20 protein-coding genes are annotated in these 24,325 nt (G+C 62.8%); 10 read left to right on the forward strand and 10 right to left on the reverse strand.

Going from position 1 to position 24,325, the window contains the following annotated elements; all coding sequences use genetic code 11:
* The first annotated feature begins 83 nt into the window (after positions 1 to 83).
* The 3 genes from AC3WOG_RS25160 to AC3WOG_RS25170 are packed head-to-tail and all read left to right on the forward strand — an operon-like array spanning position 84 to position 2,459.
* On the forward strand, positions 84 to 671 hold the full coding sequence (locus AC3WOG_RS25160; protein WP_492580600.1) for an amino acid synthesis family protein: 588 nt from the start codon (positions 84 to 86) through the stop codon (positions 669 to 671).
* The gene (locus AC3WOG_RS25165; protein ID WP_492580601.1) at positions 661 to 1,482 is read left to right on the forward strand and encodes an alpha/beta fold hydrolase; all 822 of its coding nucleotides are present in this window, start codon (positions 661 to 663) and stop codon (positions 1,480 to 1,482) included. The genes AC3WOG_RS25160 and AC3WOG_RS25165 overlap by 11 nt, the downstream gene beginning before the upstream one ends.
* Positions 1,483 to 1,532: 50 nt before the next feature.
* Positions 1,533 to 2,459, forward strand: coding sequence for a flavin reductase (locus AC3WOG_RS25170; RefSeq protein ID WP_492580602.1), 927 nt, complete (start codon positions 1,533 to 1,535; stop codon positions 2,457 to 2,459).
* 75 nt (positions 2,460 to 2,534) lie between these two features.
* Here the strand turns inward: AC3WOG_RS25170 and AC3WOG_RS25175 are convergent, their stop codons facing one another.
* The 4 genes from AC3WOG_RS25175 to AC3WOG_RS25190 all read right to left on the reverse strand — a co-directional run bounded on the left by AC3WOG_RS25175 (position 2,535) and on the right by AC3WOG_RS25190 (position 7,228).
* Positions 2,535 to 4,208, reverse strand: a complete 1,674-nt coding sequence (locus AC3WOG_RS25175) for an electron transfer flavoprotein-ubiquinone oxidoreductase (protein ID WP_492580603.1) — start codon at positions 4,206 to 4,208, stop codon at positions 2,535 to 2,537.
* 89 nt (positions 4,209 to 4,297) lie between these two features.
* Positions 4,298 to 5,239, reverse strand: a complete 942-nt coding sequence (locus tag AC3WOG_RS25180; protein WP_492580604.1) for an electron transfer flavoprotein subunit alpha/FixB family protein — start codon at positions 5,237 to 5,239, stop codon at positions 4,298 to 4,300.
* On the reverse strand, positions 5,236 to 6,009 hold the full coding sequence (locus AC3WOG_RS25185) for an electron transfer flavoprotein subunit beta/FixA family protein (RefSeq protein WP_492582443.1): 774 nt from the start codon (positions 6,007 to 6,009) through the stop codon (positions 5,236 to 5,238). The genes AC3WOG_RS25180 and AC3WOG_RS25185 overlap by 4 nt, the downstream gene beginning before the upstream one ends.
* A gap of 31 nt (positions 6,010 to 6,040) precedes the next feature.
* Positions 6,041 to 7,228 carry an NAD(P)/FAD-dependent oxidoreductase gene (locus tag AC3WOG_RS25190; protein WP_492580605.1) on the reverse strand — a complete coding sequence of 396 codons (1,188 nt, stop codon included), beginning with the start codon at positions 7,226 to 7,228 and terminating at the stop codon, positions 6,041 to 6,043.
* Between the two features lie 186 nt (positions 7,229 to 7,414).
* Between AC3WOG_RS25190 and AC3WOG_RS25195 the strand changes: the two genes are divergently transcribed.
* On the forward strand, positions 7,415 to 8,380 hold the full coding sequence (locus AC3WOG_RS25195) for a LysR family transcriptional regulator (RefSeq protein WP_492580606.1): 966 nt from the start codon (positions 7,415 to 7,417) through the stop codon (positions 8,378 to 8,380).
* 354 nt (positions 8,381 to 8,734) lie between these two features.
* Here the strand turns inward: AC3WOG_RS25195 and AC3WOG_RS25200 are convergent, their stop codons facing one another.
* Positions 8,735 to 9,337 (reverse strand): helix-turn-helix domain-containing protein, encoded by a 603-nt coding sequence (locus AC3WOG_RS25200; protein ID WP_492580607.1) that lies wholly within the window; start codon positions 9,335 to 9,337, stop codon positions 8,735 to 8,737.
* Positions 9,338 to 9,561: 224 nt separating this feature from the next.
* Between AC3WOG_RS25200 and glnT the strand changes: the two genes are divergently transcribed.
* The 6 genes from glnT (at position 9,562) to AC3WOG_RS25230 (ending at position 17,269) form a co-directional block, all read left to right on the forward strand.
* Complete coding sequence (gene glnT, locus AC3WOG_RS25205; protein ID WP_492580608.1) at positions 9,562 to 10,950, forward strand: type III glutamate--ammonia ligase; 1,389 nt, start codon at positions 9,562 to 9,564, stop codon at positions 10,948 to 10,950.
* An 11-nt stretch (positions 10,951 to 10,961) separates the two neighbouring features.
* Positions 10,962 to 11,870, forward strand: coding sequence for a class II glutamine amidotransferase (locus tag AC3WOG_RS25210; protein ID WP_492580609.1), 909 nt, complete (start codon positions 10,962 to 10,964; stop codon positions 11,868 to 11,870).
* Positions 11,858 to 12,547, forward strand: coding sequence for a protein glxC (locus AC3WOG_RS25215; protein WP_492580610.1), 690 nt, complete (start codon positions 11,858 to 11,860; stop codon positions 12,545 to 12,547). Before AC3WOG_RS25210 ends, AC3WOG_RS25215 begins: the two co-directional genes overlap by 13 nt.
* 25 nt (positions 12,548 to 12,572) lie before the next feature.
* Positions 12,573 to 13,934: an FMN-binding glutamate synthase family protein gene (locus tag AC3WOG_RS25220; protein WP_492580611.1), complete on the forward strand. Its 1,362-nt coding sequence runs from the start codon at positions 12,573 to 12,575 to the stop codon at positions 13,932 to 13,934.
* Positions 13,935 to 14,014: 80 nt separating this feature from the next.
* A complete protein-coding gene (locus AC3WOG_RS25225) occupies positions 14,015 to 15,451 on the forward strand; it encodes an APC family permease (protein WP_492580612.1) in 1,437 nt (478 codons plus the stop codon).
* A complete protein-coding gene (locus tag AC3WOG_RS25230) occupies positions 15,452 to 17,269 on the forward strand; it encodes a bifunctional protein-serine/threonine kinase/phosphatase (RefSeq protein ID WP_492580613.1) in 1,818 nt (605 codons plus the stop codon).
* Positions 17,270 to 17,362: 93 nt separating this feature from the next.
* Here the strand turns inward: AC3WOG_RS25230 and AC3WOG_RS25235 are convergent, their stop codons facing one another.
* From AC3WOG_RS25235 to AC3WOG_RS25255, 5 genes are all read right to left on the reverse strand, one after another.
* Positions 17,363 to 19,705, reverse strand: coding sequence for a trimethylamine N-oxide demethylase (locus tag AC3WOG_RS25235; protein WP_492580614.1), 2,343 nt, complete (start codon positions 19,703 to 19,705; stop codon positions 17,363 to 17,365).
* Between the two features lie 22 nt (positions 19,706 to 19,727).
* Positions 19,728 to 21,095, reverse strand: coding sequence for a trimethylamine monooxygenase (locus AC3WOG_RS25240; protein WP_492580615.1), 1,368 nt, complete (start codon positions 21,093 to 21,095; stop codon positions 19,728 to 19,730).
* Between the two features lie 105 nt (positions 21,096 to 21,200).
* Positions 21,201 to 22,058 (reverse strand): formyltetrahydrofolate deformylase, encoded by an 858-nt coding sequence (purU, locus tag AC3WOG_RS25245; protein ID WP_492580616.1) that lies wholly within the window; start codon positions 22,056 to 22,058, stop codon positions 21,201 to 21,203.
* A gap of 57 nt (positions 22,059 to 22,115) precedes the next feature.
* On the reverse strand, positions 22,116 to 23,246 hold the full coding sequence (locus tag AC3WOG_RS25250; RefSeq protein WP_492580617.1) for an aminomethyl transferase family protein: 1,131 nt from the start codon (positions 23,244 to 23,246) through the stop codon (positions 22,116 to 22,118).
* Between the two features lie 55 nt (positions 23,247 to 23,301).
* Positions 23,302 to 24,318, reverse strand: a complete 1,017-nt coding sequence (locus AC3WOG_RS25255; protein WP_492580618.1) for a heme-dependent oxidative N-demethylase family protein — start codon at positions 24,316 to 24,318, stop codon at positions 23,302 to 23,304.
* Between the last annotated feature and the right edge of the window lie 7 nt (positions 24,319 to 24,325).

Consider the following 24,325-nt stretch of genomic DNA (forward strand, 5'->3'; position numbering starts at 1 on the left):
GCGTACAGTAATATGGAATACCATAATATATGCAAGGCGCTATCGCATGAGGCCATGGCGCATTTGCCCACGGAGAAAGTCTGATGAAGCTCGAGATTCGCAAGCTGGTCACCTATGTGGAAGATACGTTTATCGAAGGTGGTAAAGCGGCTTCGAAGCCGCTGAAGCTCTTCGCCGCTGCCGCCGTGCTGCGCAATCCCTGGGCGGGACGCGGTTTTGTCGAAGACCTGAAGCCGGAGATTCATGGGCTCGCTCCGCAACTGGGCGAGATCCTGACGGCCGAGATCCTGCGCATCGCCGGGTCCGGTGCAGCGGTGGAAGGCTATGGGAAGGCGGCGATCGTCGGCACGTCGGGCGAGGTCGAACATGCGTCGGCGCTGATCCATACGCTGCGCTTCGGCAACAGGTTCCGTGAGGCTGTCGGCGCGAAGAGCTATCTGAGCTTTACGAATCTGCGCGGCGGCCCCAATTGTCCGGTGACGATCCCGCTGATGCACAAGGGCGACGAAGGCATGCGCTCGCATTACCTCACTGTCCAGTTCTCGATCGTCGATGCACCCGCGCCCGACGAACTCGTGATCGCGCTGGGCGCATCGATCGGCGGCCGGCCGCATCACCGCATCGGCGATCGTTATCAGGATCTGAAGGAGCTGGGATCCAATGAAGCATGAAACCGTCGTCGAGCGTGCGTCGACGAGCGGGACGTTCGACGGCACGGCATACAACGTGGCAGGCGAGGGTGCCGCACTCGTGCTGATTCACGGCGTAGGCATGAACCGCAGCGTGTGGGCGCCGCAAGTGGCCGGGTTGCAGGCGCACTTTCGGGTGGTGTCCTACGACGTGCTGGGACATGGTGCGAGCCGTCTGCCGGCGGCCGAGCCGACCCTCGACGAATACGCCGCGCAACTGGCCGCGCTGCTCGACTATTTACAGATCGGGTCGGCGCACGTGGTCGGTCATTCGATGGGATCGCTGATCGCGTTGGAATTCGCGTTGCGTTATCCCGCGCGGGTGTCGAGTGTCGTTGCGCTCAATGCGGTCTACGACCGCACGCCGACGCAGCGGGCCGCAGTCATGCAGCGAGCGGCGTCGCTTGAAACCGGCGGCATCGAACAGCCGAGCATCGACGCGACGATCGCACGCTGGTTCGACGATCCGGTGCCCGGGCATCTCGCCGAAGTCGCGGAGTTGGTGCGTTCGTTGCTGGAGTCGGTCAATCCGGAGGGCTATGCGCGAACCTACCGGCTCTTTGCCAGTTCCGATCGGGCACATGTTGGCCGTTTGCCGCAACTCACCGTGCCGGCGCTTTTCATGACCGGCGAGTGCGATCCGAACTCAAGTCCGGCGATGTCGCAATCGATGGCGGCCGCCGCGCCCAACGCGCGCGCCGAGATCGTCGCGGACCAACGGCACATGATGAACGTGACGGCGCCGTCGGTGGTGAATCAGCGGCTCCTGCGTTTTTTCAGCGAAGTGAAGTGAATCGAGTGACCCGGCCCGAAGCTGGGCTGTTTATCCTGAGGAGCAAGAGCATGGGCGAATCTGCTTTCGATGTTTCTGAATTCCGCCGGGCGCTGGGCGCCTTCGTGACCGGTGTGACCGTCGTGACGACCATTCAGCCTGATGGCTTGCCGCGCGGGTTTACCGCGAACTCATTTACGTCGGTCTCGCTCGACCCCGCGCTGATCCTCGTATGCATCGCCAGGACCGCGTCGAGCTATCCGGTATTTTCGCAAACGCAGCGCTTCGCGGTAAGCGTGCTGGCCGAAGATCAGCGGCCCGTCTCGGGTGTGTTCGCCTCGAAGCGCGCGGACAAGTTCGCGCAGGTCGCCTGGCACGCGCGCAGGACCGGAAGCCCCGTGATGGACGGCGCGGCGGCGAGTTTCGATTGCGAGACCCATCAGGTGGTGGATGCAGGGGACCACATCATTCTGATTGGCCGTGTGGTGGACTTCACGAATACGAGCGCGACGCCGCTGGGCTACTGCCGGGGCGCGTATGTGGACTTCAGTCTGTCCCAGGAGGCGCTCGCCGCGACCGCGCAGCGTGCTCAGGTCGGGGCGATTCTCGAACATCCACGCGGGCTGATACTGGTTGCAACGGTGGCGGGGCTACAGTTGCCGACCGGCACGCGCCTCGAACCGGCCTCCGATGCAGCGAGTCTGCGCGGTGTGCTTGGCGGCTACCGCCTGAATGCAAATCTGGATTTCCTGTTCGCGGTCTTCGAGGATAAAGGCGTCACGTACATCTATTATCGCGGCCGTATTGTCGATGAGGCGCCTGCCGCCGGCGCGATCCGTTACGTCCCACTCGGCGAAATACCTTGGGATGAGATTCGCGATCCGGCTGTTCGGTCGATGTTGTGCCGCTATGTGAAGGAGCGTACCGAAGATGCGTTCGGTATCTACGTCGGCGATGTCGAATCGGGTACGGTGCAGTCGCTGCTCGCGAGTGTGTAGGGGAGGGCGAGCGGGATGCGCCGGCTTCCAGAATGTGCGTGTTCCGTGTAGTTTCGTTGTGTTGAAGGGGATAGGTCACATGTTTGCATAATTGGGACCGCCACCGCCCTCGGGCGTGACCCATACGATGTTTTGCGTCGGGTCCTTGATGTCGCATGTCTTGCAGTGCACGCAATTCTGCGCGTTGATGACCAACCGCTCGCTACCATCATCGTTCTTGACGAACTCATACACCGCAGCAGGGCAGTACCGAGCCTCAGGCCCAGCGTAAGTCTGAAGGTTCACATTCACCGGCACTGAAGGATCCTTCAGCGTGAGGTGCGCCGGCTGATTCTCTTCATGATTGGTGTTCGAGATAAAAACCGAAGACAGCCGGTCAAAAGTCAGCTTCCCATCCGGCTTCGGATAAACAATCGGCTTGCACTGCGAAGCAGGCTTCAGCATCTCGTGATCGGAATGCCGATGATGCAGTGTCCACGGCACATTGCCGCCCAACACCTTCTGCTCGACACCCACCATCAACGTACCGAGGTACAACCCCTTGCTCATCCACTGCTTGAAATTGCGCGCCCGATGCAGCTCGGTATGCAGCCACGAAGTCTTGAACGCTTCCGGATAAGCCGCCAGTTCATCGGATTGACGCCCGGCCTGCACTGCATCAAAAGCCGCTTCAGCGGCCAGCATGCCGGTCTTGATCGCCGCATGGCTACCCTTGATCCGCGATGCGTTCAGGAACCCCGCCTCGTCGCCGACCAGCGCGCCACCCGGGAACACCAGCTTCGGCAGCGACAGCAGGCCGCCCGCCGTGATTGCCCGCGCGCCATACGACACGCGCTTGCCGCCGTCCAGAATCGCGCGGATCGCCGGATGCGTCTTGTAACGCTGGAATTCCTCGAACGGCGACAGGTACGGGTTCGTATAACCGAGGCCGACCACGAAGCCCACCACCACCTGGTTGTTGTCCATGTGGTACAGGAACGAGCCGCCGTACGTGTCGTTCTCGAGCGGCCAGCCGGCGGTGTGCATCACCAGACCCGGCTTGTGCTTCGCCGGATCGATTTCCCACAGCTCCTTGATGCCGATACCGTAGACCTGCGGATCGACGCCTTCGCGCAGCCTGAATCTGTCGTTCAGCTGGCGGCCGAGGTGCCCGCGCGCGCCTTCGCAGAACAGCGTGTACTTCGCGTGCAGCTCCATGCCGAGCTGGAAATTCTCGGTCGGCTGGCCATCCTTGCCGATGCCGAGGTTACCGGTCGCGACGCCTTTGACCGAGCCGTCGTCGTTGTACAGCACTTCGGCTGCGGGAAAACCCGGGAAAATCTCGACACCCGCCGCCTCGGCCTGCTGTCCCAGCCAGCGCGTCACGTTCGCGAGGCTGATCACATAGTTGCCGTGATTCCTGAAGTTATCCGGCAGCGCCCACGTCGGCACGCGCTTCGAGCCGGTCTCGGTCAGGAACAGGAAGCGGTCTTCGGTCACGTCCACGGTCAGCGGCGCGCCTTTTTCCTTCCAGTCGGGGATCAGTTCGTTCAGCGCGCGGGGGTCCATCACCGCGCCGGAGAGGATGTGCGCCCCGATCTCCGAGCCTTTTTCCAGTACGCAGACGCCAATTTCAACGCCTTTTTCCTGCGCCAGCTGCTTCAGGCGGATCGCCGCGGACAGGCCAGCCGGGCCGCCGCCGACGATCACCACGTCGTATTCCATCGACTCGCGCGGGCCGTACTGCTCGATCAATGCGTTGCTTGCCATAGGGTTCTCTTAGCGGTCCGCCAGCGGTTCGATCGCAATCGACAGCAGTTTTGCCGCCGGTCCAAGCGGACTGAGAGACAGATGAAGTGTCATCGGCTCGTGCCTCCCGCGCCGACATGCGCTTCGATCTCGCCCACTACCTCGAACAGATCGCCTACGAGCCCAATGTCCGCGACCGAAAAAATCGGTGCGTCCGGATCTTTATTGATCGCGACGATGGTCTTCGAGTCCTTCATCCCGGCCAGATGCTGAATCGCACCGGAGATGCCGAATGCAAGGTAGACGTCGGGTGCGACCATCTTGCCGGTTTGCCCGACCTGTGCGGTATTCGGCGCGTAGCCGGCATCCACCGCGGCCCGCGATGCACCGAGCGCCGCGCCCATCTTTTCCGCCAGTTCGCCGAGCCGCTCCATGTTGTCCTTCGATGCCAGACCGCGCCCGCCCGCGACGACGATCCGCGCGTCGGGCAATTCGCGGCCGGTCTGTGCCGAGGCCTGGCGTTCGACGAGCTTCGTCCTGTCAAAGCCGGCGATTGGTTCGGCGATCACACGCTGGCCGTTGCCGCCGCTGTCGGCAGCAGGTGCGAACGACGATGCCCGAAATGTCGCGAACGTCACGGCGCTCGCCGTGCTCACGTTAGCGACGACGCTTCCCGCGTAGAGGCTGCGCACAAAAGAGCCTTCGCCTTCTACCGCGATCACATCCGGAATGAACGCGCCACCCACCAGCGCCGCCGCGCGTGGCAGGGCGCTGCGGCCGAGCGTCCGATGACTCGCGGCGATCAGTGAATACGGCCCGTGCATCGCACGCAGTTGTGCGGCGAGCGTTTCAGGCACGATGTACTCGCTCGCTGCGCCTGCCATCATGAGAACGCGCTCGATCCCGGCGATCTTTTCGACCGTGGAGGCAAGCGCGGCATCCGGCAAGAACACATCCACCGGCAGACCGCGTTGCATCACCGCGGTGATAACGCGAAGCGTCGCGTCGGCCACGCGGCCGTTTTCGCTTTCGGCTACGACAAGGCTTCTCATGCGGGGACTCCTGCCTGGTCGAACACGCGCCGTTCCGTGAGCGCGGCGATCAGTGCGGCGCTGTCGGCGACCTTGATGCCGGGCTGACGAACCGGCGGGTCGTTGAGCTTCACGATATGGCTGTGCGGCGTCAAGTCGATGGCCAGCGTGGCGGCATCGACGATCGCGAGCGGCTTCTGCTTCGCCTTGACGATGCTCGGCAAGGTTACGCGGCGCGGCTCGGCGAGGCGCAGATCGGCGCTGACGACAGCCGGACCGTCGAGCAGCCACGTCGCCGTGCCGGTGTCGTCGCCGCACGTGACGGACCAGCCTGTGCCATCCGCTGAGAGTGCGCTGGCGTTCAACGCCTGCGGCCAGTCGAGCAGGGCGGCGAGCATCGCGGCGACGCCGCCGATATCGCCGTCGATCGCCTGCTTGCCGCACAGCACGAGGCCGTATGCGCGAGTCGCCATGTGGGCGTTCAGCAGGCGGGCGACGGCCAGCGAATCCAACGTGGAAGTCGCAGTCGCTGTATCGATCAGTACGGCATCGTCAGCACCCATTGCCAGCGCCGTGCGCAAAACGTCCTGACTGGCTTGCGTGCCGCAGGTGATCACCGTCACTTTCGATGCGGTGCCGGCTTCCCTAAGTTGCAATGCCTTTTCGACCGCGCATTCGTCGAACGGATTGAGCGACATCTTGAGACCGGTGGTGTCGATCGAACCGTTTGCGGCGACCCGTACGCGCACATTCGCGTCCACCACACGTTTGACTGGAACCAGAATATTGATTGTCATGACTGGATCATCCATCGATCGGAAATCAGGAGACCGCGCCGGAACCGTATTTACCCACCAGCAGCGCGCCGCTGGCGAACCGGTCGAGCGCATAGGGCGCAAGAGAAACGTCGGTGGGCTGACCGAGTGCGTGCTGGGCGAGGATCTTGCCGATGCCCGGCGACAGCTTGAAGCCGTGCCCGGAGAAGCCGAAGCCGACCACGAGTCCCTCGATATCGGCGACCTTGCCCAACACCGGATTCCAGTCGGGTGTCACGTCATAGACGCCGGTCCATGACGAAGCCAGACCCGCGGCTTCGTAAGCAGGGAAGCGTTCGGCAACCTGCGCGCCGACCTCAGCGACATAGTCGAGCGAGATATCGCCCTGTTCCGTTTCCGGCGAGTTCAGCGTTTCGCCGACCACGCCTTCGGACACGAGCATCTGGCTGCCGCCATAGCTGCGGTAATAGAGCATGCCGGCCGAGCCCAGGTCCTTGAACGCCGGCATCTTGAACGAGTACGCGGCGCCGTCGCATTCGAGCGCGAGCACCGTGTGACGCTCCGGCTTGACCGGCAGCGGGACGCCGATCCAGCCGGCGAGTTCCGGCGTCCAGATATTCTGCGTGCTGATGAGGGTGCCGCAACCGAAGTTTCCGGCGCTCGTCTCGACGCCGGTGATCCGGCGTCCTTCGCGGATGAGGCCCGTTACCGTGACGCCTTCCATGATCTTGACGCCGCGCCGGCGCGCCGAACGGGCAAAGCCGGTGGCGACCAGATAGGCGTCGGCAAAACCCGCTTCCGGTTCGAAGCCGATCAGCGCGGCGTCGTCGAAGCTTGCGATCGGCAGGCGCTCGTGCGCCTCACCCTTGTCGAGCAACTGCACTTCGATGCCCATGTCCTGCTGCGCGGCGAGCGAGGCGCGCAGCGGCTCCAGCTTGTCGCCCTCGGGCGAGCAGATCAGATAACCGCATTTGACGAGGCCGCAGGACGCTTCGTCGTCGCCGACATAGTCGGCGAAGTTATTGAACGCCCACCAGGACGAGCGCGCGAGCTCCACATTCTGGCGCACCGAATAATGCGTGCGCAGCAGGCCGGACGACTGCGAAGTGGTGCCCGCGCCGATCGTGCCCTGCTCGATGACCAGCACGCTCCGCGCGCCTTGTGCGGCGAGATGATGGGCGACCGACGCGCCGATGACACCAGCGCCGATCACGATGAAATCGTAGTGGCTCATGTGGACCTCTGTGTGGGCAATGAGGCGAATTCTAGGAAAACGCCGGGCGCGCGAATTTTGTATTAGGCAAACTTATGGCGATCCAATGCAATTTCTCATCCTGAACACCGGCCCTGCAAATATCGGCACCATGCTTTCGTGCCGCACAGGATGACCGGCAAGTCACCGACGCGAGCGGAGCATGCCATGAGACGAACCCCGACCCCGATCGATCTGCGCGCGCTGCAGGCATTCGTCGCCGTCTGCGACAGTGGCTCGATGACCGGCGCCGCGAAGCAGCTGGGCGTGAGCCAGAGCGCGGTCAGCCAGTCGATCGCCGCGCTGGAGCGCGACCAGGGCCTGACGCTGTTCGACCGCGAGAGCCGCCCGCCGCGGCCGAACGTGGCGGGGCGCGCGCTGCTCGAACTGGCGGGCCCGTTGATCGAGCATGCGCAGATGGTCGGCGCCCGCATCGGCGATGCGTCGCATACGGGCAAGATGCCGGTGCGGCTGGGCTGTGTCGATTCGTTCGCGGCGACCGTCGGCCCAGAGCTGATCCGCGCGGTGTCGAATTCGGAGCGGCAGATTTCGATGTGGTCCGGCCTGACGCCGGGCCTGAGCAAGCAGCTGCACGACCGCGAACTGGATATAGCGATCTGCACGCAGACCACGCTGAACGACGCACGGATCGTCGAAGTGCCGCTGTTTTCCGAGGCGTTTGTCGTAGTGGTTGCGCGCAGCTATCTGAGCGGGCGCCGCAATATCGACTGGCGCACGCTCGCCTTGGAGATGCCGCTGATCCGCTATACCGCGCGCTCGGTGATCGGGCAGCAGATCGAGCGTTTCGCGCGGCATCTGGGTATCAACAGTCCGCGGCGTTACGAGTTCGATGCGACCGATCCGCTGCTGAGTCTGGTGGCGGCGCGCGTGGGTTTCGCGATTTCGACGCCCTTGTGTTTGTGGCAGGCACGTCACTACCTGGACGATATCGCGGTGATGCCGTTGCCGCCGAGCCGTCTCGGACGGCGCGATTTCTTTCTGTTGCACCGCCAGGGTGAATGGGATCAGTTCGCCGGCGACATCGCCATGCTGACGCGCGGCGTGCTGGATAACGCGATCCAGCCGTCGCTGGCGCGGGCGCTGCCCGATTTGCCGGACGACGCCTTGCGCTAACACGAGGAACGTGGACCGCGAGTGGCCGTTAATGCGCTCGCTGTGAAGGTGCAACCGGTTTTGCAACGCATGTTCGAGGCATGGCCGCACGCAGTTCAGGCGCTATAACGCTGCTTTGTATAAGCGTTGCTTTTGACGCTGCTTAACCGCACACCTCGTTCTTGTGCAAAGTCGCACCAGCTACAACGACTATGTGCACCGCAGTCAAGCCAGCGAGCCCTTCAGCCTGAATACCGACAAGGGCTCGCTGCGCGCAAAGCGTTTATTGGCGGGAATTTTTGATTCACCCAGATAAACATGGCACAAACGTTGCATTGAGTTTACCCAGGGGGCGTGACCGGAAGCAGCGAGAGATCAGTCAGCACTCGACTGCGGATACACAAAGATCGACAGGAATTGAATGGGCGTCTTGATCAGACGTTCAGGACCGTGCGGTATCTCGCCCTGGAAGGTGAGCGTGTCGCCGGGATGCAGGATGTAGGTTTGCTGGCCGTGGCGGTATTCGATCACGCCTTTGAGCATGTGGATGAATTCGGTGCCCGGATGCTCGAACACAGGAAAGCGTTCAGCCTCGTCCTCCATCGTGATCAGGAAGGGTTCGAAGAGCTTGCGCGGACCCTGGTCGTAAGCAAGCAGGTGATAGGTGTGACCGCGTTTGGTGCCTTTGCGGACCACCTCCATGCCGGCGCCTTTTTTGACGAGCTGTGCGCCGCCTTGCGGCACGTCGAAATTGCGGAACAGCGTGGAGAGCGAAACGCCGAGCGCCTGGGCGATGCGGTTGAGCACCTCGAGGCCCGCGGAGGTCTGCGCGTTCTCGATCTTCGAGAGCATGCCGCGGCTGATGCCGGCCTGCGCGGAGACCTGGGCGATCGTCAGGCCGTGGCGCTGGCGTAGTTCACGGATGGCGATGCCGAGGTAGCGTTCGAGCGGCGTTTTATTGTCTTCACCGGTTTGCATGTAGGCCTCACGGAAAAGGAAAGCGTAGCAGATTGCAGCGCCGGGTCGCGCGCGAAGAGTTTCTCCCGGAGAATCTTTGTTGCTCGCCAATAAAGTTCCCGGTTGATTGAAGACAAGCTTGAAGTGCGCCGCAACCGGCGTTCAAAAGCGTGTTGCATAGCCTGGCCACATGCGTTGCGCGTGGCTTTTTCAAACCACGAAGGATGGAGTTGCAAGGAGTGGCGATGAACCTGAACGATGCGAGCAAGCTGCCGGTCAACGAACTCGGATGCGTGCCCCGCTTCGGCTCGGCGGAAGAGGCGCAAGCTTATCTGACGCAGCAGGGCGTGAAGTACGTGCTGGCGCAGTTTGTCGATATTCACGGTGTGGCCAAGGCGAAATCGGTGCCGGTCAGTCATCTGAAGAGCGTGTTGAAAGCGGGCGCCGGTTTCGCGGGCTTTGCGATCTGGGGTGTCGGCATCGAGCCGAACGGACCCGATTACATGGCCGTCGGCGATCTGGCGACGCTCACGCCGGTGCCGTGGCAGCCGGGCCTGGCACGGATCGTCTGCGACGGTCATGTCGATGGCGAAGCGTGGCAATACGATTCGCGCGTCACCTTGAAGAAGCAGGTCGCCCGGATGACGGAGCGCAATTGGACGCTCTTCACGGGTCTGGAGCCGGAATTCTCGCTGCTGCGCCGTTCGGCCTCCGGCACGCTGGAGCCATGCGATCCGAGCGATACGCTCGCCAAGCCGTGCTACGACTACAAGGGACTCTCGCGTACGCGCGTCTTCCTGGAAAAGCTCACCGAATCGATGCGCGCGGTCGGTATCGACGTCTATCAGATCGATCACGAAGACGCGAATGGGCAGTTCGAAATTAACTACACGTACACCGATTGCCTGACCTCATGCGATCACTACGTGTTCTTCAAGATGGCGGCCTCCGAGATTGCCAATGAACTCGGCATGATCTGCTCGTTCATGCCGAAGCCGTTCGCGAACCGTCCTGGCAACGGCATGCATATGCATATGTCGATCGGCGACGGCGAGCGCAACCTGTTCGCCGATCCCGCGGACAAGCTCGGCATGGGGCTCTCGTCGCTCGGCTACCAGTTCACGGCCGGGTTGCTCGCACACGCGCCGGCGCTGACCGCACTGTGCAATCCGACGGTGAACTCGTACAAACGGCTGGTGGTCGGCCGCTCGCTGACGGGCGCGACGTGGGCGCCGGCTTACATCAGCTACGGCGACAACAACCGCTCGACGATGGTGCGCATGCCGGGCGAGCGCATCGAGCTGCGCCTGCCGGATGGCGCATGCAATCCGTATCTTGCCACGGCGGCTGTGATCGCCGCGGGACTCGACGGCATCGATCGCGGCATGTCGCCGGGCGAACCGGCTAACGAAAACCTGTACGAGTGGTCGCCCGCGAAACTTACCGAGCATGGCATCGGCGTGCTGCCGCAAAACCTCGAGCAGGCGCTCGACGCGCTCGAAAGCGACCGCGTGATCTGCGACGCGCTCGGCCCGGTTGCCGACGAATTCCTCAAGCTCAAACGGATGGAATGGCTCGAATACATGCGCCACGTTTCGGACTGGGAACTGAAGACCTACCTCGAATTTTTCTAAGGAGAACCACAATGTGCGGAATTGTAGGCTTGCTGGTGAAGACGCCGGCACTGCGCGAGCGGCTCGGCGAACTGATGGTGCCGATGCTGATCGGCATGACCGAGCGCGGACCGGACTCGGCGGGCCTCGCGGTGTTCGGCAAACCGGTCGATGCGAGCCAGCGCAAGCTGAGCATCTACGCGGGCTTCACCGAAGAAGGCGCCGATTTCGCGTGGCAGCCGCTGGTGGAAGCGCTGAACGCGGCGATGGACGTCACCGCGCGCGTCGACTCGAAAGGCAATCACGCGGTGCTGACGGTGCAGGGCAACGTCGAGCGCGTGAAGACGTGGCTGCGCGAACGCTATCCGAAGCTGTATCTGCTCTCGAGCGGACGTTCGATCGATCTGTACAAGGATATCGGCTCGCCGTCGCAAGTCGCCGGGCGTTATGACTTCGCGAACCTGCAGGGTTCGCATCTGGTCGGCCACACGCGCATGGCGACGGAATCGGCGGTGACGCCGGACCGCGCGCATCCGTTCACGGCGGGCGACGACTTCTGTCTGGTCCACAACGGTTCACTGTCGAACGCGCATGGCGTGCGCCGCAAGCTCGAACCGCAAGGCATTCACTTCGATACCGACAACGACACCGAAGCCGCCTGCCGCTTTCTCGAATGGCGGCTGCGCGAAGGCGACACGTTGCCGGTCGCATTGCAGAAGGGCTTCGAAGAACTCGACGGCTTTTACACGTTCCTGATGGGCACCTCGACCGAACTCGCGCTGATTCGCGATCCGTTCGCGTGCAAGCCGGCGGTGGTCGCGGAAAACGACGACTACGTCGCGATTGCTTCCGAGTTCCGTTCGCTCGCGCATCTGCCCGATATCAAGAACGCCAGGGTCTTCGAACCCGCACCTGAGGAGATGTATGTATGGAAAGCCTGACTTTCGATCTGGAGCGCACGACGGTCCGTGAGCTGAACCAGTTTTTGCACAAACCGGCCAGCGAACTGGAAGGGCAGGTGGTTGCCGTGGTCGCACCGAACGGTGCGCATAACCTCGCCGTCGGTGTGGATGCGCCGGTGAAAGTGACGATCGCCGGTCACGCCGGCTATTACGCGGGCGGCATGAACAAACACGCGTCGATCGAGATCGACGGCAGCGCGGGCACCGGCGTCGCGGAAAACATGATGAGCGGCAAGGTGCACGTGAAGGGTTTCGCGTCGAACGGCGCGGGCGCTTCGGCGCATGGCGGCCTGCTGGTGATCGACGGCGATGCGGGTCTGCGCTGCGGTATTTCGCTGAAGGGCGGCGATATCGTGGTGGGCGGGTCGGTCGGCAGCTTTTCTGCGTTCATGGCTCAGGCCGGGCGCATGGTGATCTGCGGCGATGCGGGCGACGCGCTCGGCGACTCGCTTTACGAAGCGGTGCTGTACGTGCGCGGCGAAGTGAAGTCGCTCGGCGCGGACGCGCAGTACGAACCGATGACGCAGGCGGATATCGACGCGGTGCGTGGACTGCTCACCGCCGCCGGCATGGACCACGACCCGGCGTCGTTCAAACGGATCGCCTCCGCTCGCACGCTCTATCACTGGAACGCCGACGCGAACCAGGAATATTGAACACACGCTCTCGAAGAAGGTCCCCATGGAAGCCAAACCCGTTCACTTCGCCCGTTTGCAGCAGGAAGAGTCGCAAGGCTACGACCGCAAGACGATCGACTATATCCACTCGGCCGCGCAACGCGGCCTCTATGAAATTCGTGGTCTGGGCGCGAAACGCCGCGTGCCGCATTTCGACGATCTGCTGTTTCTCGGCGCCTCGCTGTCGCGCTATCCGCTCGAAGGGTATCGCGAGAAATGCGCGACGCAGACGGTGCTCGGTACCCGCTTCGCCAGGAAACCGGTCGTGCTCGACATTCCGATCACGATTGCAGGCATGAGCTTCGGCGCGCTGTCCGCGAACGTGAAGGAAGCGCTCGGCCAGGCCGCGACCGCGATGGGCACCTCCACCACCACCGGCGACGGCGGTATGACGCAGGAAGAACGCCGCTCGTCGAAGACGCTGGTGTATCAGTGCCTGCCGTCGCGCTACGGTTTCAATCCGGACGACGTCCGCCGCGCCGACGCGATCGAAATCGTGATCGGCCAGGGCGCGAAACCGGGCGGCGGCGGCATGCTGCTCGGGCAGAAGGTCAATCCGCGCGTCGCGTCGATGCGCACATTGCCGGCAGGCGTCGATCAGCGTTCGGCGAGCCGTCATCCGGACTGGACCGGTCCCGACGATCTGGCGATCAAGATTCAGGAACTGCGCGAAATCACCGACTGGGAAAAACCGATCTACGTAAAGGTCGGCGCAACCCGCACGTTCAACGACGTCAAGCTCGCGGTGCATGCGGGCGCGGACGTGGTCGTAATCGACGGGATGCAGGGCGGCACGGCGGCGACGCAGACCTGCTTCATCGAGAACGTCGGTATTCCGACGCTGGCCGCGGTTCGCCAGGCTGTGGACGCGCTCGAAGATCTGAACATGAAAGGCCAGGTGCAACTGATCGTCTCGGGCGGCATCCGTACCGGCGCTGACGTGGCGAAGGCCTTGGCGCTCGGCGCGGACGCGGTGGCGATCGGGCAGGGCATGCTGATGGCGCTCGGCTGCAACAGCGATACGTACTTTCAGAACGGCGCGCTGCATTCGGCGGCGGCGGATTACACGGCGCTGAACACGTCGCCTGGTTTCTGCCATCACTGCCACACGGGCAAGTGCCCGGTCGGCGTCACCACGCAGGACGCGGTGCTCGAACAGCGTGTGCAGCCCGATGAAGGTTCACGCCGCGTGCGCAACTACCTGAAGACGCTGAACATGGAACTGACGACGATCGCACGAGCGTGCGGCAAGCAGAACGTCCATCACCTCGAACCGGAGGATTTGGTCGCGCTGACGGTCGAGGCCGCGGCAATGGCGCGCATTCCGCTCGCGGGTACCTCGTGGATTCCCGGATGGACCAAATGAATTGAATTGTTTCGAGATTTTTGACTGTGGAAAAGTTGAGTGCAATCAACCTTGATTCACCAATCTATCAGGAGCCCCACATGAGCACTCCGCAAAGCACCACGCAAGCAGCGCCGGCATCATCCGGCGGTCTGCGTGCCGGTACGTTAGGTTTTCCCGAGGTCATCGGCCAATCCATCGCGAACCTTTCACCGACCTTCACGCCGTCGATCAACGTGACCGCGATCGCGGCGCTGGCCGGCGCGGGGACATGGTTGATTTATGGTCTTTCGACGCTCGGGCTGCTGCTGGTGAGCATGAGCATCATCGCGCTCTCGAGCCGGATCGCATCGGCTGGTTCGTTCTTTATCTATATCTCGCGCGCGCTAGGGCCGATGGCGGGCGGCATTGCCGGCTGGGGCCTGATCGCGGCTTACGTGGGCACTGCAATGGGGGTTGGCGCCGCAGGCGTAGTGTTCGTGCAGAACGCTTTTTCGGCCTGGGGCATCAATATCCCGTCGTGGGCGGTCTACACGATCTTTGTCGGCCTGGCCTGGTTCTTCTCGGCACGTGACGTGAAGCTCTCCTCGCGCCTGTCGCTGGCAATCGAAGCCGCTTCGGTGGTGATCGTGGGCGGTGTGCTGATCTATGTGCTCGCACTGCATCCGGACCATATCATCGACCACACGCAGCTGGGGCTGCAGGGCGTGAGCGGTAAGGGCATGGCACAGGGCATGGTGCTCGGCATCTTCTCGTACGTGGGTTTCGAGAGCGCGGCCTCGCTCGGCCAGGAAACCAGGAACCCGCTGCGCGTCATTCCGCGCGCGGTGGTCTGGTGCGTGATCCTGTCGGGCCTGTTCTTCATGTTTGTGGCCTATTCGATGACGATCGCCTACCACGACGACGCAGCCAAGCTCGGCGGCGATTCGGCCGTGCTCAGCACCTTGCTCACGAGCGTCGGCGCCTCGCCGCTCGGTCCGGTGTTTTATCTGATTGCCTCGATCAGCGCGTTCTCGTGCGTGCTTGCGTGCATCAACTCGTCCAGCCGCCTGCTGTATTCGATGGGCCGCTATCAGTTCGTGCACCGCTCGATGGGCATGGTGCACCGCACGCACCAGACACCGTACCTGGCCGTTGCGTTTTCCTCCATCGTGACCTTCGTGGTGTGTATCGCGATGCTCGGCACGGGGCCGCTCAACACCTTCGGCTATACCAGTACGTTTGCGACCTTTGGCTTCCTGGTCGTGTATTTCCTGGTCGCAATCGCGGCACCGGTTTATCTGAAGAAGCAGGGCGAGCTCAAGACGAGCAACGTCGTGTGGGGCGTGCTCGGCGCACTGGCGATGGTCGGTGCGGTGATCGGCAGCGTGTATCCGGTGCCCGATTATCCGTATAACATCCTGCCCTATCTGTTCGTTGCGTATATGCTGGTTGGCGCAATCTGGTTGATGATGCTCAAGAAGCGCTCGCCGCAGGTGCTCGAGAAGATCGAGCACGATCTGGAAACAAGCGACGTGATGACCCACGGCAAAAAGTAAATGAGTGAACCCTTCTCTCCGGAAAGCTTGCCGGCACCGAACCCGGGCCGGATGCCAGACGATCCAGAGGGAAGGCCCGCTAGCCGTCGCGGAATGGGCGGCCAGGAAATCGACCTGCAGTTGCGGCCGGAGCGCGGCGAGTGCGCCGCTCTCGAGATCGGTTGTGTTTCTTTCCCTGCCCGCGTCCGCGGGCAGGATCACATCAACGAAGACTACGTCGGCGTGATGCTCGGCGATCTGGCGGCGCGCGCCGCGCGTGGCAGCGTGATCGCTCTCGCCGATGGCGTGAGCGGCAGCAAGGGCGGGCGGGTCGCGGCCGAACTCTCGGTGCGGACCTTTATCGATGCCTATTACGCGCTCCCCGACACCTTGCAGCCCGGTGTGGCCGCTGCGCGTGCGCTCGAAGCAATACACGGCTGGCTGCATCAGATCGGCCGCGTCGATCCCGCACTGAAGCAGATGGCGGCGTCCTTTGCTGCGCTGATCGTGCGCCGCGCTACCGCGTATCTGGTGGCGGCCGGCGATGTGCGACTCTATCTGTTGCGCGATGGCCAACTGACCCAGCTCGGCGACGACGACGTGGTGCCGGTCGCCTTCGGTTCTTATGTGGCGCATGCGGTCGGCATGCTTCCGACGCTGGTGACTCGCATCGAAACCCTTGAGTTGCGTGAGGGCGACCGCCTGCTGATGTGCTCCGACGGGCTCTATCGCCGCGTGCCGATGCGCGAGCTGCAGACGATGCTGGCGGCGCGCGGCGGTGCGCTCGAAACAGCACGCCGGCTCGGCGCACTGGCGGTGACGCGCGGCTCGCAGGACGACGTGACGAGCGCGGTGCTCGATGTGGGCAGCCTGCCTTTGCTCGATGTCGGTTATCTGGAGCGGGTGGTCGGCGCCTTGCCGATTCCGGCCGTGCCCGACGCCGGCGATGTGGTCGATGGATATATGCTCAAGAGCGTGTTGAGCGATGGCTTTTATTCGCGGATTTTCGCCGGCCACGATCTGGCCGATCCGAACACGCCGCTGGCGCTCAAGTTTCCCAAGCCGCGGGTCGAGCAGGATGAGAACGTGCGCCAGTCGATCGTGCGCGAGCGCTGGCTGGCAGGCAAGATCGGCGACGATGGGGTGCTCGCGCCGATGCCGGTCGATGCCGACCGGCAAACCCGGCTCTATGTGGTGATGCCGCTCGGCGCAGGCGTCACGCTCGAAAAACTGCTGGCGGCGCCTCAGCCTATGGCGCTGCCGCGTGCGCTCGAGATCGCGCGGCAGCTGGGCCGTTCGATCGACGCGCTGAATCGCCGCAATATCTTCCATCGCGATATCAAACCCGAGAACGTGCTGGTGATGCAGGGCGATGGCACTCGCCTGCTCGATCTCGGTTTCGCTTATATGCCGGGCATGCAGGTGCCGGGCCCCGACGCCGCACCGGGCTCGCCCGCTTATATGGCGCCTGAGTTGATGAAGGGCGCACAGGGCGATGCGCGCTCCGAGGTGTTCGCGTATGGCGTGACCCTGTACCGGTTGTTCAGCGGCGGCAAGCTGCCCTACGGCTTTAATGGCCGCGTGCCGCTCTATCAGTACCGGCTCGACGCGCCGCAATGGCTCGACCTGGTGCTGGAGAAAGCGCTGCAGCCCGATCCGGCGCGCAGGTATCAGGACGTGCTCGAAGTCTGCGCTGATCTCGAACGTCTTTCGAGCGGTCGAGACGCGATGGCGCCGGTTCGGCGTAAGCCCTTGCTCGAGAGCGATCCGGTGCTGTTCTGGCAGGTGGTCGCGGTGCTGTTGCTGGCGCTGCTGTTGTGGTCCTTGATGCGGCATTGAGCGGGGTTGGTGGCGCGGCCTCGCCGCGCCACTCGGCGCAACTCGGCGCAAGCCGCGCGCCATTGCCCACGCCGGGGCCCGTGCTGCTGCCGTTCAAGCGCGCACCCGGCTCTTGTCCGGATCGTAGAAGATCGGCGCCACGACCTGAGCGTCGATACGTTTCTGATGCCCGTCGATCTTGCCGAGCTGCACGCGCGTTCCCGGTTCGGCATGGGTGATATCGATCCGGCACAGCGCAATGTTCTTGCCGAGGATCGGCGAACGCACGCCGCTCGTGACCACGCCGATCTGCGCGCGCCCGTCGTGCACGCAATCTCCATGATGCGCGGGTTCGTTGCCGGCGAGTTCGAGTCCGACCAGCTTGTGCCGCGGATGCGCGCTGCGGGCATGCAACGCGTCGCGGCCGATGAAGTCGTCCGCTTTGGTTTTCAGCGGCACCGAAAAACCGATGCCTGCTTCGAACGGATCGGTCTCGTCGGTGAACTCGTACCCGGCGAAGATCAGGCCGGCTTCAACCCGCAGCATATCGAGCGCGTTCAGTCCGAGCGGAACCATGCCTAGCGGTTGCCCCGCGGACCACAAGCGGTCCCAGACGCGTTCGGCATCCCGCGGATGACACCAGACTTCGTAGCCGAGTTCACCGGTGTAGCCGGTGCGCGAGACCATGATCGGACAGCCCTCGTAATTGTCGAGCCTGCCGACCAGAAAGCGGAACCAGCCGAGGCTCCCGAGCGCCGGCTGGGTGGGCGGCGCCCACACCATCTGCTTCAGCAATTCGCGGCTCAGCGGCCCCTGAATCGACAGATTGTGAATCTGATCCGATGCCGATTTGATCCACACTTTCATGCCGAGCGCCGCGGCCTGCTCGCGCAGCCAGACACCGGCGTAGTCTTCGCCGCAAATCCAGCGGAAATTGTCCGGGCCGAGGCGCAGCAGCGTGCCGTCGTCTAGCATGCCGCCGTGCGGATAGCACATCGCCGAATACACGACCTGGCCGACCGCGAGGCGCCGGACGTCGCGCGTCAGGCAGTATTGCAACAGGGCTTCCGCGTCGGGACCGATGATCTCGAACTTGCGAAGCGCCGACAGATCCATCATGGCGACGCGCTCCCGGCAGCCGAAATATTCTTCGACGGTGCCGAAGCCCTCGTAGTGCGTGGGCAGCCACCAGCCGCGGTAGTCGGTGAAATGGCGGGTGAGCGCCGCGGTCTTCGCGTGAAAGCCTGACTCGCGGGTCAGTACCGGTTCGGCATCGGGCGTGGTTCGGGTAGCCATGGCAATGGAGAAGCGTTCCTTGTTCGGATAGACGCGGATCTGGATATCGGTCGGATTCCAACCGTTGGCGGGATCGATGTCGTCGGGGCAGGACGAACTCACGCAGACGAGATCGGTCAGGGCGCGCATCAGCACGTAGTCGCCTGGACGCGACCACGGTTCATCGAGCGTCATCTGTTGGTGCGCGTCGATGCCGGTATTGAAGAAGAAATTGATCGCGGGCCAGCCGGTGCGCGGCGCCACGTTGAAAGCGGCGAGGGCGCGGCTCATGTTGTCGCTGCAGTTGCCATGGCCGAAGTAGCCCTGGCTTTCGTAATAGCGCGCCGTGCACGCCAGTGCAAACGAGTCGTGACGGCCAACCGTGTCGCGTACGACTTCGAGCATGGGCTGCATGTTTCGATTGAAGAACTTCGAGAACAGGCCGGGAGCGGGATACGCATTGCCATTCAGCGTTCTCGTCACGGTCTGGTCGAGGTCGAGTTCTTTGTTTCTGTCCAGAGCGGCGAGATCGAAGGCGACGAAATCCGAACATTGCCGACCCGCGACGTCCAGTACCTGAATGTATTCTCCGGCGCGCACCGTGTACGCGGTGGCGGCACCGGGCTGGATCGTGAAGTCGTTCAGCGTGTCGGCCAATGGTGTGGGAAGCGGCGGCGCGGCGAGCAGCGCGGGATTCGCGCGATCGATCGTGAGACGCAAGCCGGTAGGCGGGTTCTGCGAATCGATCGCCGTTGCGGCACCCGGCGCGGCGACGACGACGAGCAGCGCCTCGGCGGCAATCAGTTTTCGCGTAAAGCCGGCCGGTGTGTCGCCGTTCCAGATAGTCGCCGCGCCCTGCAATGCGCTCGCATTGACGCCACGCTTGAGCAGACCGGTCAACACATGCGAGGCCTCGCTGTTATGCAACAGACTCGTAATGAACGAAGCGCCCGCCGACGCTTGTAGTTCGAGCGCGGCCAGCGCCGCTTTGCCATGTGGGTCGAAAGCCATCAGTTCGCAGGGCTGCCGGCCTTCGATATCCACGATCTGCAAGGTATCGCCGGGCGTGAGCGCGACGACCGTGAGGCCGCCGCCCGCCACGCGATATCGTTCGCATCCGGCCGCACGGGCAAACAGCGCCGGCTCAGCGGGACGCGAGCTTACGGGGGGACGTATCAGCATGTTCTTCCCTGGCTCGCGCCGGTTAGCTGGCGGTTTTCAGCGCCGGGACAGGTCCGCCCAGATACGCGTCCATCGAGTCATCGTGTGCCGACAGCCACGGCGTGTGATGAGGCGGGGATTGCGTGCCGGTCATCAGCGAGCGATAGGATTTGTCGCGGTAGCCCATGATGTCGTCATGCTTGTCGTGTTTCCATTCGAGGAAGGTGCGGTTCACCCCTTCGATGTCGAAACTCGGGTAGTCGGTTGCATCGAGCAGTTCCTGGATATAGCTGCCCTGAAACTCGAACATTTCCTGATTGGTGACGAGTTTTTCTTCTTTCGCGCGCCATGCGAGACTGTGCGCGGTCATTTCCGCTTTCGGCGGCAGCGTGATGCGTCCGAGGATCACGTCGCGCGCATACCAGGCTTGAGCGTCGAACATGTTGAACGAATACCAGAGGTCTTGCATGCCGAGGTAGATCAGGCCGGGATTGTCTTCCCAGAAAATGCCTTGGTAGAGGTTCAATGGCCACAGGCGATTGCCGGTCTTCAGGCGCAGTTCGTCGGGCAGGAATGGAAAATGATGCTGATACCCGGTGCACAGGATGATCGCGTCGATGCGCTTGTGCGTGTCGTCAGCGAAGTAAGCGATATTGCCGCGCACGCGCTGCAATAACGGTTTCTCTTCCCAGTTGTCGGGCCAGCGATAACCCATCGGCGCCGTGCGATAGCAACTCGTGATGCTCTTCGCGCCGTACTTGTAACACTGGGAACCGATGTCTTCCGCCGAATAGCTGCTGCCGACCAGCAGCACATCCTTGTCCTTGAACTCCAGCGCGTCGCGGAAATCGTGTGCATGCAGGATGCGGCCGCCAAAACTCTCGAAGCCGGGGAAGGTCGGCGCATTCGGTGTCGAGAAGTGGCCGCACGCGTTGACGACGTAATCGAAATCTTCCGACATCGTCGTGCCGGCGGAAAAGTCTTGCGCAGTGACGGTGAATTTTTTGGTTGCGGCGTCGAAGCTCACCTGACGGACAACCGTATTGAAGCGGATATAAGGCCGCACGCCGGCCTTCTCGACGCGTCCGCGGATATAGTCCCACAGCACCTCGCGCGGCGGATACGAGGCGATCGGTTTGCCGAAATGCTCCTCGAACGTGTAGTCCGCGAACTCCAGACATTCCTTTGGCCCGTTGGACCACAGGTAGCGATACATGCTGCCGTGCACCGGCTCGCCATTCTCGTCGGTGCCGGTGCGCCATGTGTAGTTCCACATGCCGCCCCAGTCCTTCTGCTTCTCGAAGCAGACGATATCGGGAATCTCCGCACCTTTTTCTCTCGCGGACTGGAAAGCGCGCAATTGCGCCATCCCGGAAGGGCCTGCACCTATGATTGCGACGCGCTTTTTCATGGTCTTTCACTCGCTAGATATCTCGTACGACAACACAGGGTTTCCCGCTGGAAAGCGATGCCGGTACGCCAGTCAGGAAGGCGGATTCACCGATATGGGCCTGATTCATCGGAAGATCACGGTGCGGTCGCGGTTGAGGAAGACGCGATGTTCGGTGTGGAATTTCACCGCGCGCGACAGCGCCACCGTTTCCGTATCGCGCCCGATCGCCACGAGACCGTCGGGTTGCAGGACGTGATCGACACGCTGCACTTCCTGTTCGATGATCGGTCCTTCATCGAGGTCCGGCGTGACGTAGTGCGCGGTGGCGCCGATCAGCTTGACGCCGCGTTCGAATGCCTGGTGATACGGCTTCGCGCCTTTGAAGCCGGGCAGAAACGAATGATGGATGTTGATGGCCCGGCCGGCGAGCTGCTTGCAGAGGTTGTTGGAGAGGATCTGCATGTAGCGCGCGAGCACCACGAGTTCCGTCTCCGTCTCGGCGACGATCTTCAGCAACTCGGCTTCCTGCCGGTCCTTGGTTTCCGGCGTCACCGGCAGATAGACGAAACGGATTCCTTCGCGCTCCGCCATCGGCCGCAGGTCCAGATGGTTGGAGACAATGGCGGTGATCTGCATGTGCAACTGGCCTTTGTGATACCGGTACAGCAGGTCGGCGAGGCAATGATCGAACTTGCTGACCATCAGCAGCACCTTCATCGGCTGCGCGGCGCTGTGAAGCTTCCATTGCATCGCGAAGTCGTTCGCGATGCTGCCGAAATCCTGGCGCAACTTGTCGATGCTGCCGGTCTTCGCTTCGTTGAAGCGGAACACCGCGCGCATGAAGAACGTGCCATTGGATTCGTCGTCGAATTGCGCCAGCTCGCTGATATAGCAACCCGATTGCGCGAGGTAGGACGAGACGACCGCGACAATGCCGGAAGTGGCCGGGCAACTGATCGTCAGTATGTAGTTCTGGGTCACTGCGACACTCCTGAAATTACGTGAGAGACGTAAGAGCCGTAGGGGGCTGTGCGGGGATTAGCCGATCGCGGTGCGTTTCTTCTTCTCCGGATCGTCGAACGGCAGCTCGGCGGCGCTTGCGCGGGCCTTGATGCGCCCGCGCACTTCGAGCGGTGCGCCGGCGCGTGCGTAGTCCACGTCGAGGCGAGCGATCGCCATCGAGCGGCCGGTCAACCGCGAGACCATGCCGCAGGTGACGACGCCGACCTGCTTGCCGTCGTTCCACAAGGCGTCGCCGCCGTTGGCCGCTTCGGTGGAGTCCACCAGTACGCCGAAGATCTTGAAGCGCTCCTTGCCTTGCAGACGGAAGTGTTCGCCCGCGCCGCAGAACTCGGTTTTCCCCGGCGATACGGTGAAATCGAGCCCGAGTTCCCACAGCGTGTCGCCCGCCTTTTCGTTCGCGAACGGATACATCTCGGAGTTGTCGTAGGGGAAAAACAGCAGATAGCTTTCGACGCGCAGCCAGTCGAGCGCGGTGAACGCGCACGGGAGGATGCCGAACGTCGCGCCCTTATCGAGGACGGTGTCCCAGATGAAGGGGGCGTCCGCGGCCTTGCAGAAGATTTCGTAGCCGCGCTCGCCGGTGTAGCCGGTGCGCGAGATCATCACCGGCTTGCCGAAGAGCCGCGTTTGCAGATGATGGAAATACGGCAGGTCGCGAATGCCCGGCACGTGTTCCGCGAGAAAGTCCACGGCGGCGGGACCCTGCAAAGACAGATCATGCAGATCGTCGTCGAACAGCACAGCCACCTGGCGGCCTTGCGCCGAGCGCACGAGGCGTTCATAGCCGGTTCCCGAGCCGTGCACGACCATGAATGCGTTCGGCCCGGTCCGGTAGACGATGCAGTCGTCGATAAACTTGCCGTCTTCGTTGAGCATGGTGGCGTACACGGACTTGCCCGGGTAGAGCTTGCTGACATCGCGCGTGGTCGCCCAGTTGAGCAGGCTTTCCGCGTGCGGGCCGACGTAGTGCACTTTCTTCAGGCCGGATACATCCATCAGGCCCGCTCTGGTGCGAATCGCCTCGTGCTGATCAGCGAGGTCGCCGGAATAGGTCCATGCGGTGCCCATGCCATTCCAGTCTTCCAGGTTCGAGCCCAATGCGCGATGTCGATCGGCAAGCGCGGAAATACGCCATGAATTAGCCATGTCTGTTACTCCAGAGGTGAGAGTGTCTGTGTGTGCGCGTGAATTGCGTGACGTGTCAGATGCCGTCGTCGAACTGGCTCAACCAGTCGACGAGGGTCTTCCGGTAACGGGTCATGCCCTTGTAGTCGGCAATCGGTTCAGGCAGGTTGCGCAGCACCCGATGAAGACGGCGCGCCCACGCGGGCTGGGTGACGAGCTCGGCCATGCTGGCCAGATAGGTGCGGATGCTGAACATCAGCGCGTTGCTCTGCGGCAGCCGCGCCATGAATTGCAGTTCGACGCGCAGATGCACGGATTGCGCGACGTTTTCCGGCGTCACCTGGCCGCGCTCCGCACCCCACAGGTGGTAGGTCTCGGGCGCGGTGTCGAGGCGCGGATTGATCGTGAGCGTCCAGTTCAGACGCCGTACCGGACGGTCCACCTGAATGTTCAGCAAATACTTCAGCGCGCGATCGAAGATGCCCATCTCGTGCGCCATCGGCACCGGCGAATGCCATTGCCTGAAACTCATTCCCGCATCGAATGCGAGCGACCAGTCCGCAGGTCCGGTGATGACGCCGGCATCCATGAAGAGGTCGCCGTCGCGATGATCGAGCAGCGCAATATCGCCTTGCGTCTGCCGCATGACGTATTCGAGCGGCTCGCACGGCAACGTCCGCGCGTCGCCGAAACGGAACGCCTGCTCGATGCCGAGCGCGCGATTGCGCCATAGCCACCGATCGCCGGTGTGTTTCAGCGAAAACAGTTCGGGATAATCCTGGGCGAGATGCTCCATGATCATCTCCAGCGCGTCCCACGACGCTTTCTGCATGTGCGGCATCACCATGCAGCGGCGCGGATCGTTTTGCAGCACGATCGCGCGCTCGGCAACTTCGGAGCGATAGTGCTCGTCGATATCGAACCAGTGCTCGAAGACCGAGCCCGGATCGCGCGGCGTGGCCGGTTCGATATTCACTGAATACATGTAGGCGTCTTCGGGAAACGGAAAAGGGAAGCGCGCAATGGCGGCTTCGCTGTTGCGAAACGAAAACGCCTCACGGTAGCTTTCGGCGGGTTTCAGAATGACGCTCATGGCGCGG

The sequence above is a fragment of the Paraburkholderia sp. FW306-02-B genome (assembly GCF_058782725.1).

Coding starts and splice junctions, on each gene's coding strand:
- AC3WOG_RS25160 (WP_492580600.1), top strand. CDS start 84: ATGAAGCTCGAGATTCGCAAGCTGGTCACCTATGTGGAAGATACGTTT.
- AC3WOG_RS25165 (WP_492580601.1), top strand. CDS start 661: ATGAAGCATGAAACCGTCGTCGAGCGTGCGTCGACGAGCGGGACGTTC.
- AC3WOG_RS25170 (WP_492580602.1), top strand. CDS start 1,533: ATGGGCGAATCTGCTTTCGATGTTTCTGAATTCCGCCGGGCGCTGGGC.
- AC3WOG_RS25175 (WP_492580603.1), bottom strand. CDS start 4,208: ATGGCAAGCAACGCATTGATCGAGCAGTACGGCCCGCGCGAGTCGATG.
- AC3WOG_RS25180 (WP_492580604.1), bottom strand. CDS start 5,239: ATGAGAAGCCTTGTCGTAGCCGAAAGCGAAAACGGCCGCGTGGCCGAC.
- AC3WOG_RS25190 (WP_492580605.1), bottom strand. CDS start 7,228: ATGAGCCACTACGATTTCATCGTGATCGGCGCTGGTGTCATCGGCGCG.
- AC3WOG_RS25195 (WP_492580606.1), top strand. CDS start 7,415: ATGAGACGAACCCCGACCCCGATCGATCTGCGCGCGCTGCAGGCATTC.
- AC3WOG_RS25200 (WP_492580607.1), bottom strand. CDS start 9,337: ATGCAAACCGGTGAAGACAATAAAACGCCGCTCGAACGCTACCTCGGC.
- glnT (WP_492580608.1), top strand. CDS start 9,562: ATGAACCTGAACGATGCGAGCAAGCTGCCGGTCAACGAACTCGGATGC.
- AC3WOG_RS25210 (WP_492580609.1), top strand. CDS start 10,962: ATGTGCGGAATTGTAGGCTTGCTGGTGAAGACGCCGGCACTGCGCGAG.
- AC3WOG_RS25215 (WP_492580610.1), top strand. CDS start 11,858: ATGGAAAGCCTGACTTTCGATCTGGAGCGCACGACGGTCCGTGAGCTG.
- AC3WOG_RS25220 (WP_492580611.1), top strand. CDS start 12,573: ATGGAAGCCAAACCCGTTCACTTCGCCCGTTTGCAGCAGGAAGAGTCG.
- AC3WOG_RS25225 (WP_492580612.1), top strand. CDS start 14,015: ATGAGCACTCCGCAAAGCACCACGCAAGCAGCGCCGGCATCATCCGGC.
- AC3WOG_RS25230 (WP_492580613.1), top strand. CDS start 15,452: ATGAGTGAACCCTTCTCTCCGGAAAGCTTGCCGGCACCGAACCCGGGC.
- AC3WOG_RS25235 (WP_492580614.1), bottom strand. CDS start 19,705: ATGCTGATACGTCCCCCCGTAAGCTCGCGTCCCGCTGAGCCGGCGCTG.
- AC3WOG_RS25240 (WP_492580615.1), bottom strand. CDS start 21,095: ATGAAAAAGCGCGTCGCAATCATAGGTGCAGGCCCTTCCGGGATGGCG.
- AC3WOG_RS25250 (WP_492580617.1), bottom strand. CDS start 23,246: ATGGCTAATTCATGGCGTATTTCCGCGCTTGCCGATCGACATCGCGCA.
- AC3WOG_RS25255 (WP_492580618.1), bottom strand. CDS start 24,318: ATGAGCGTCATTCTGAAACCCGCCGAAAGCTACCGTGAGGCGTTTTCG.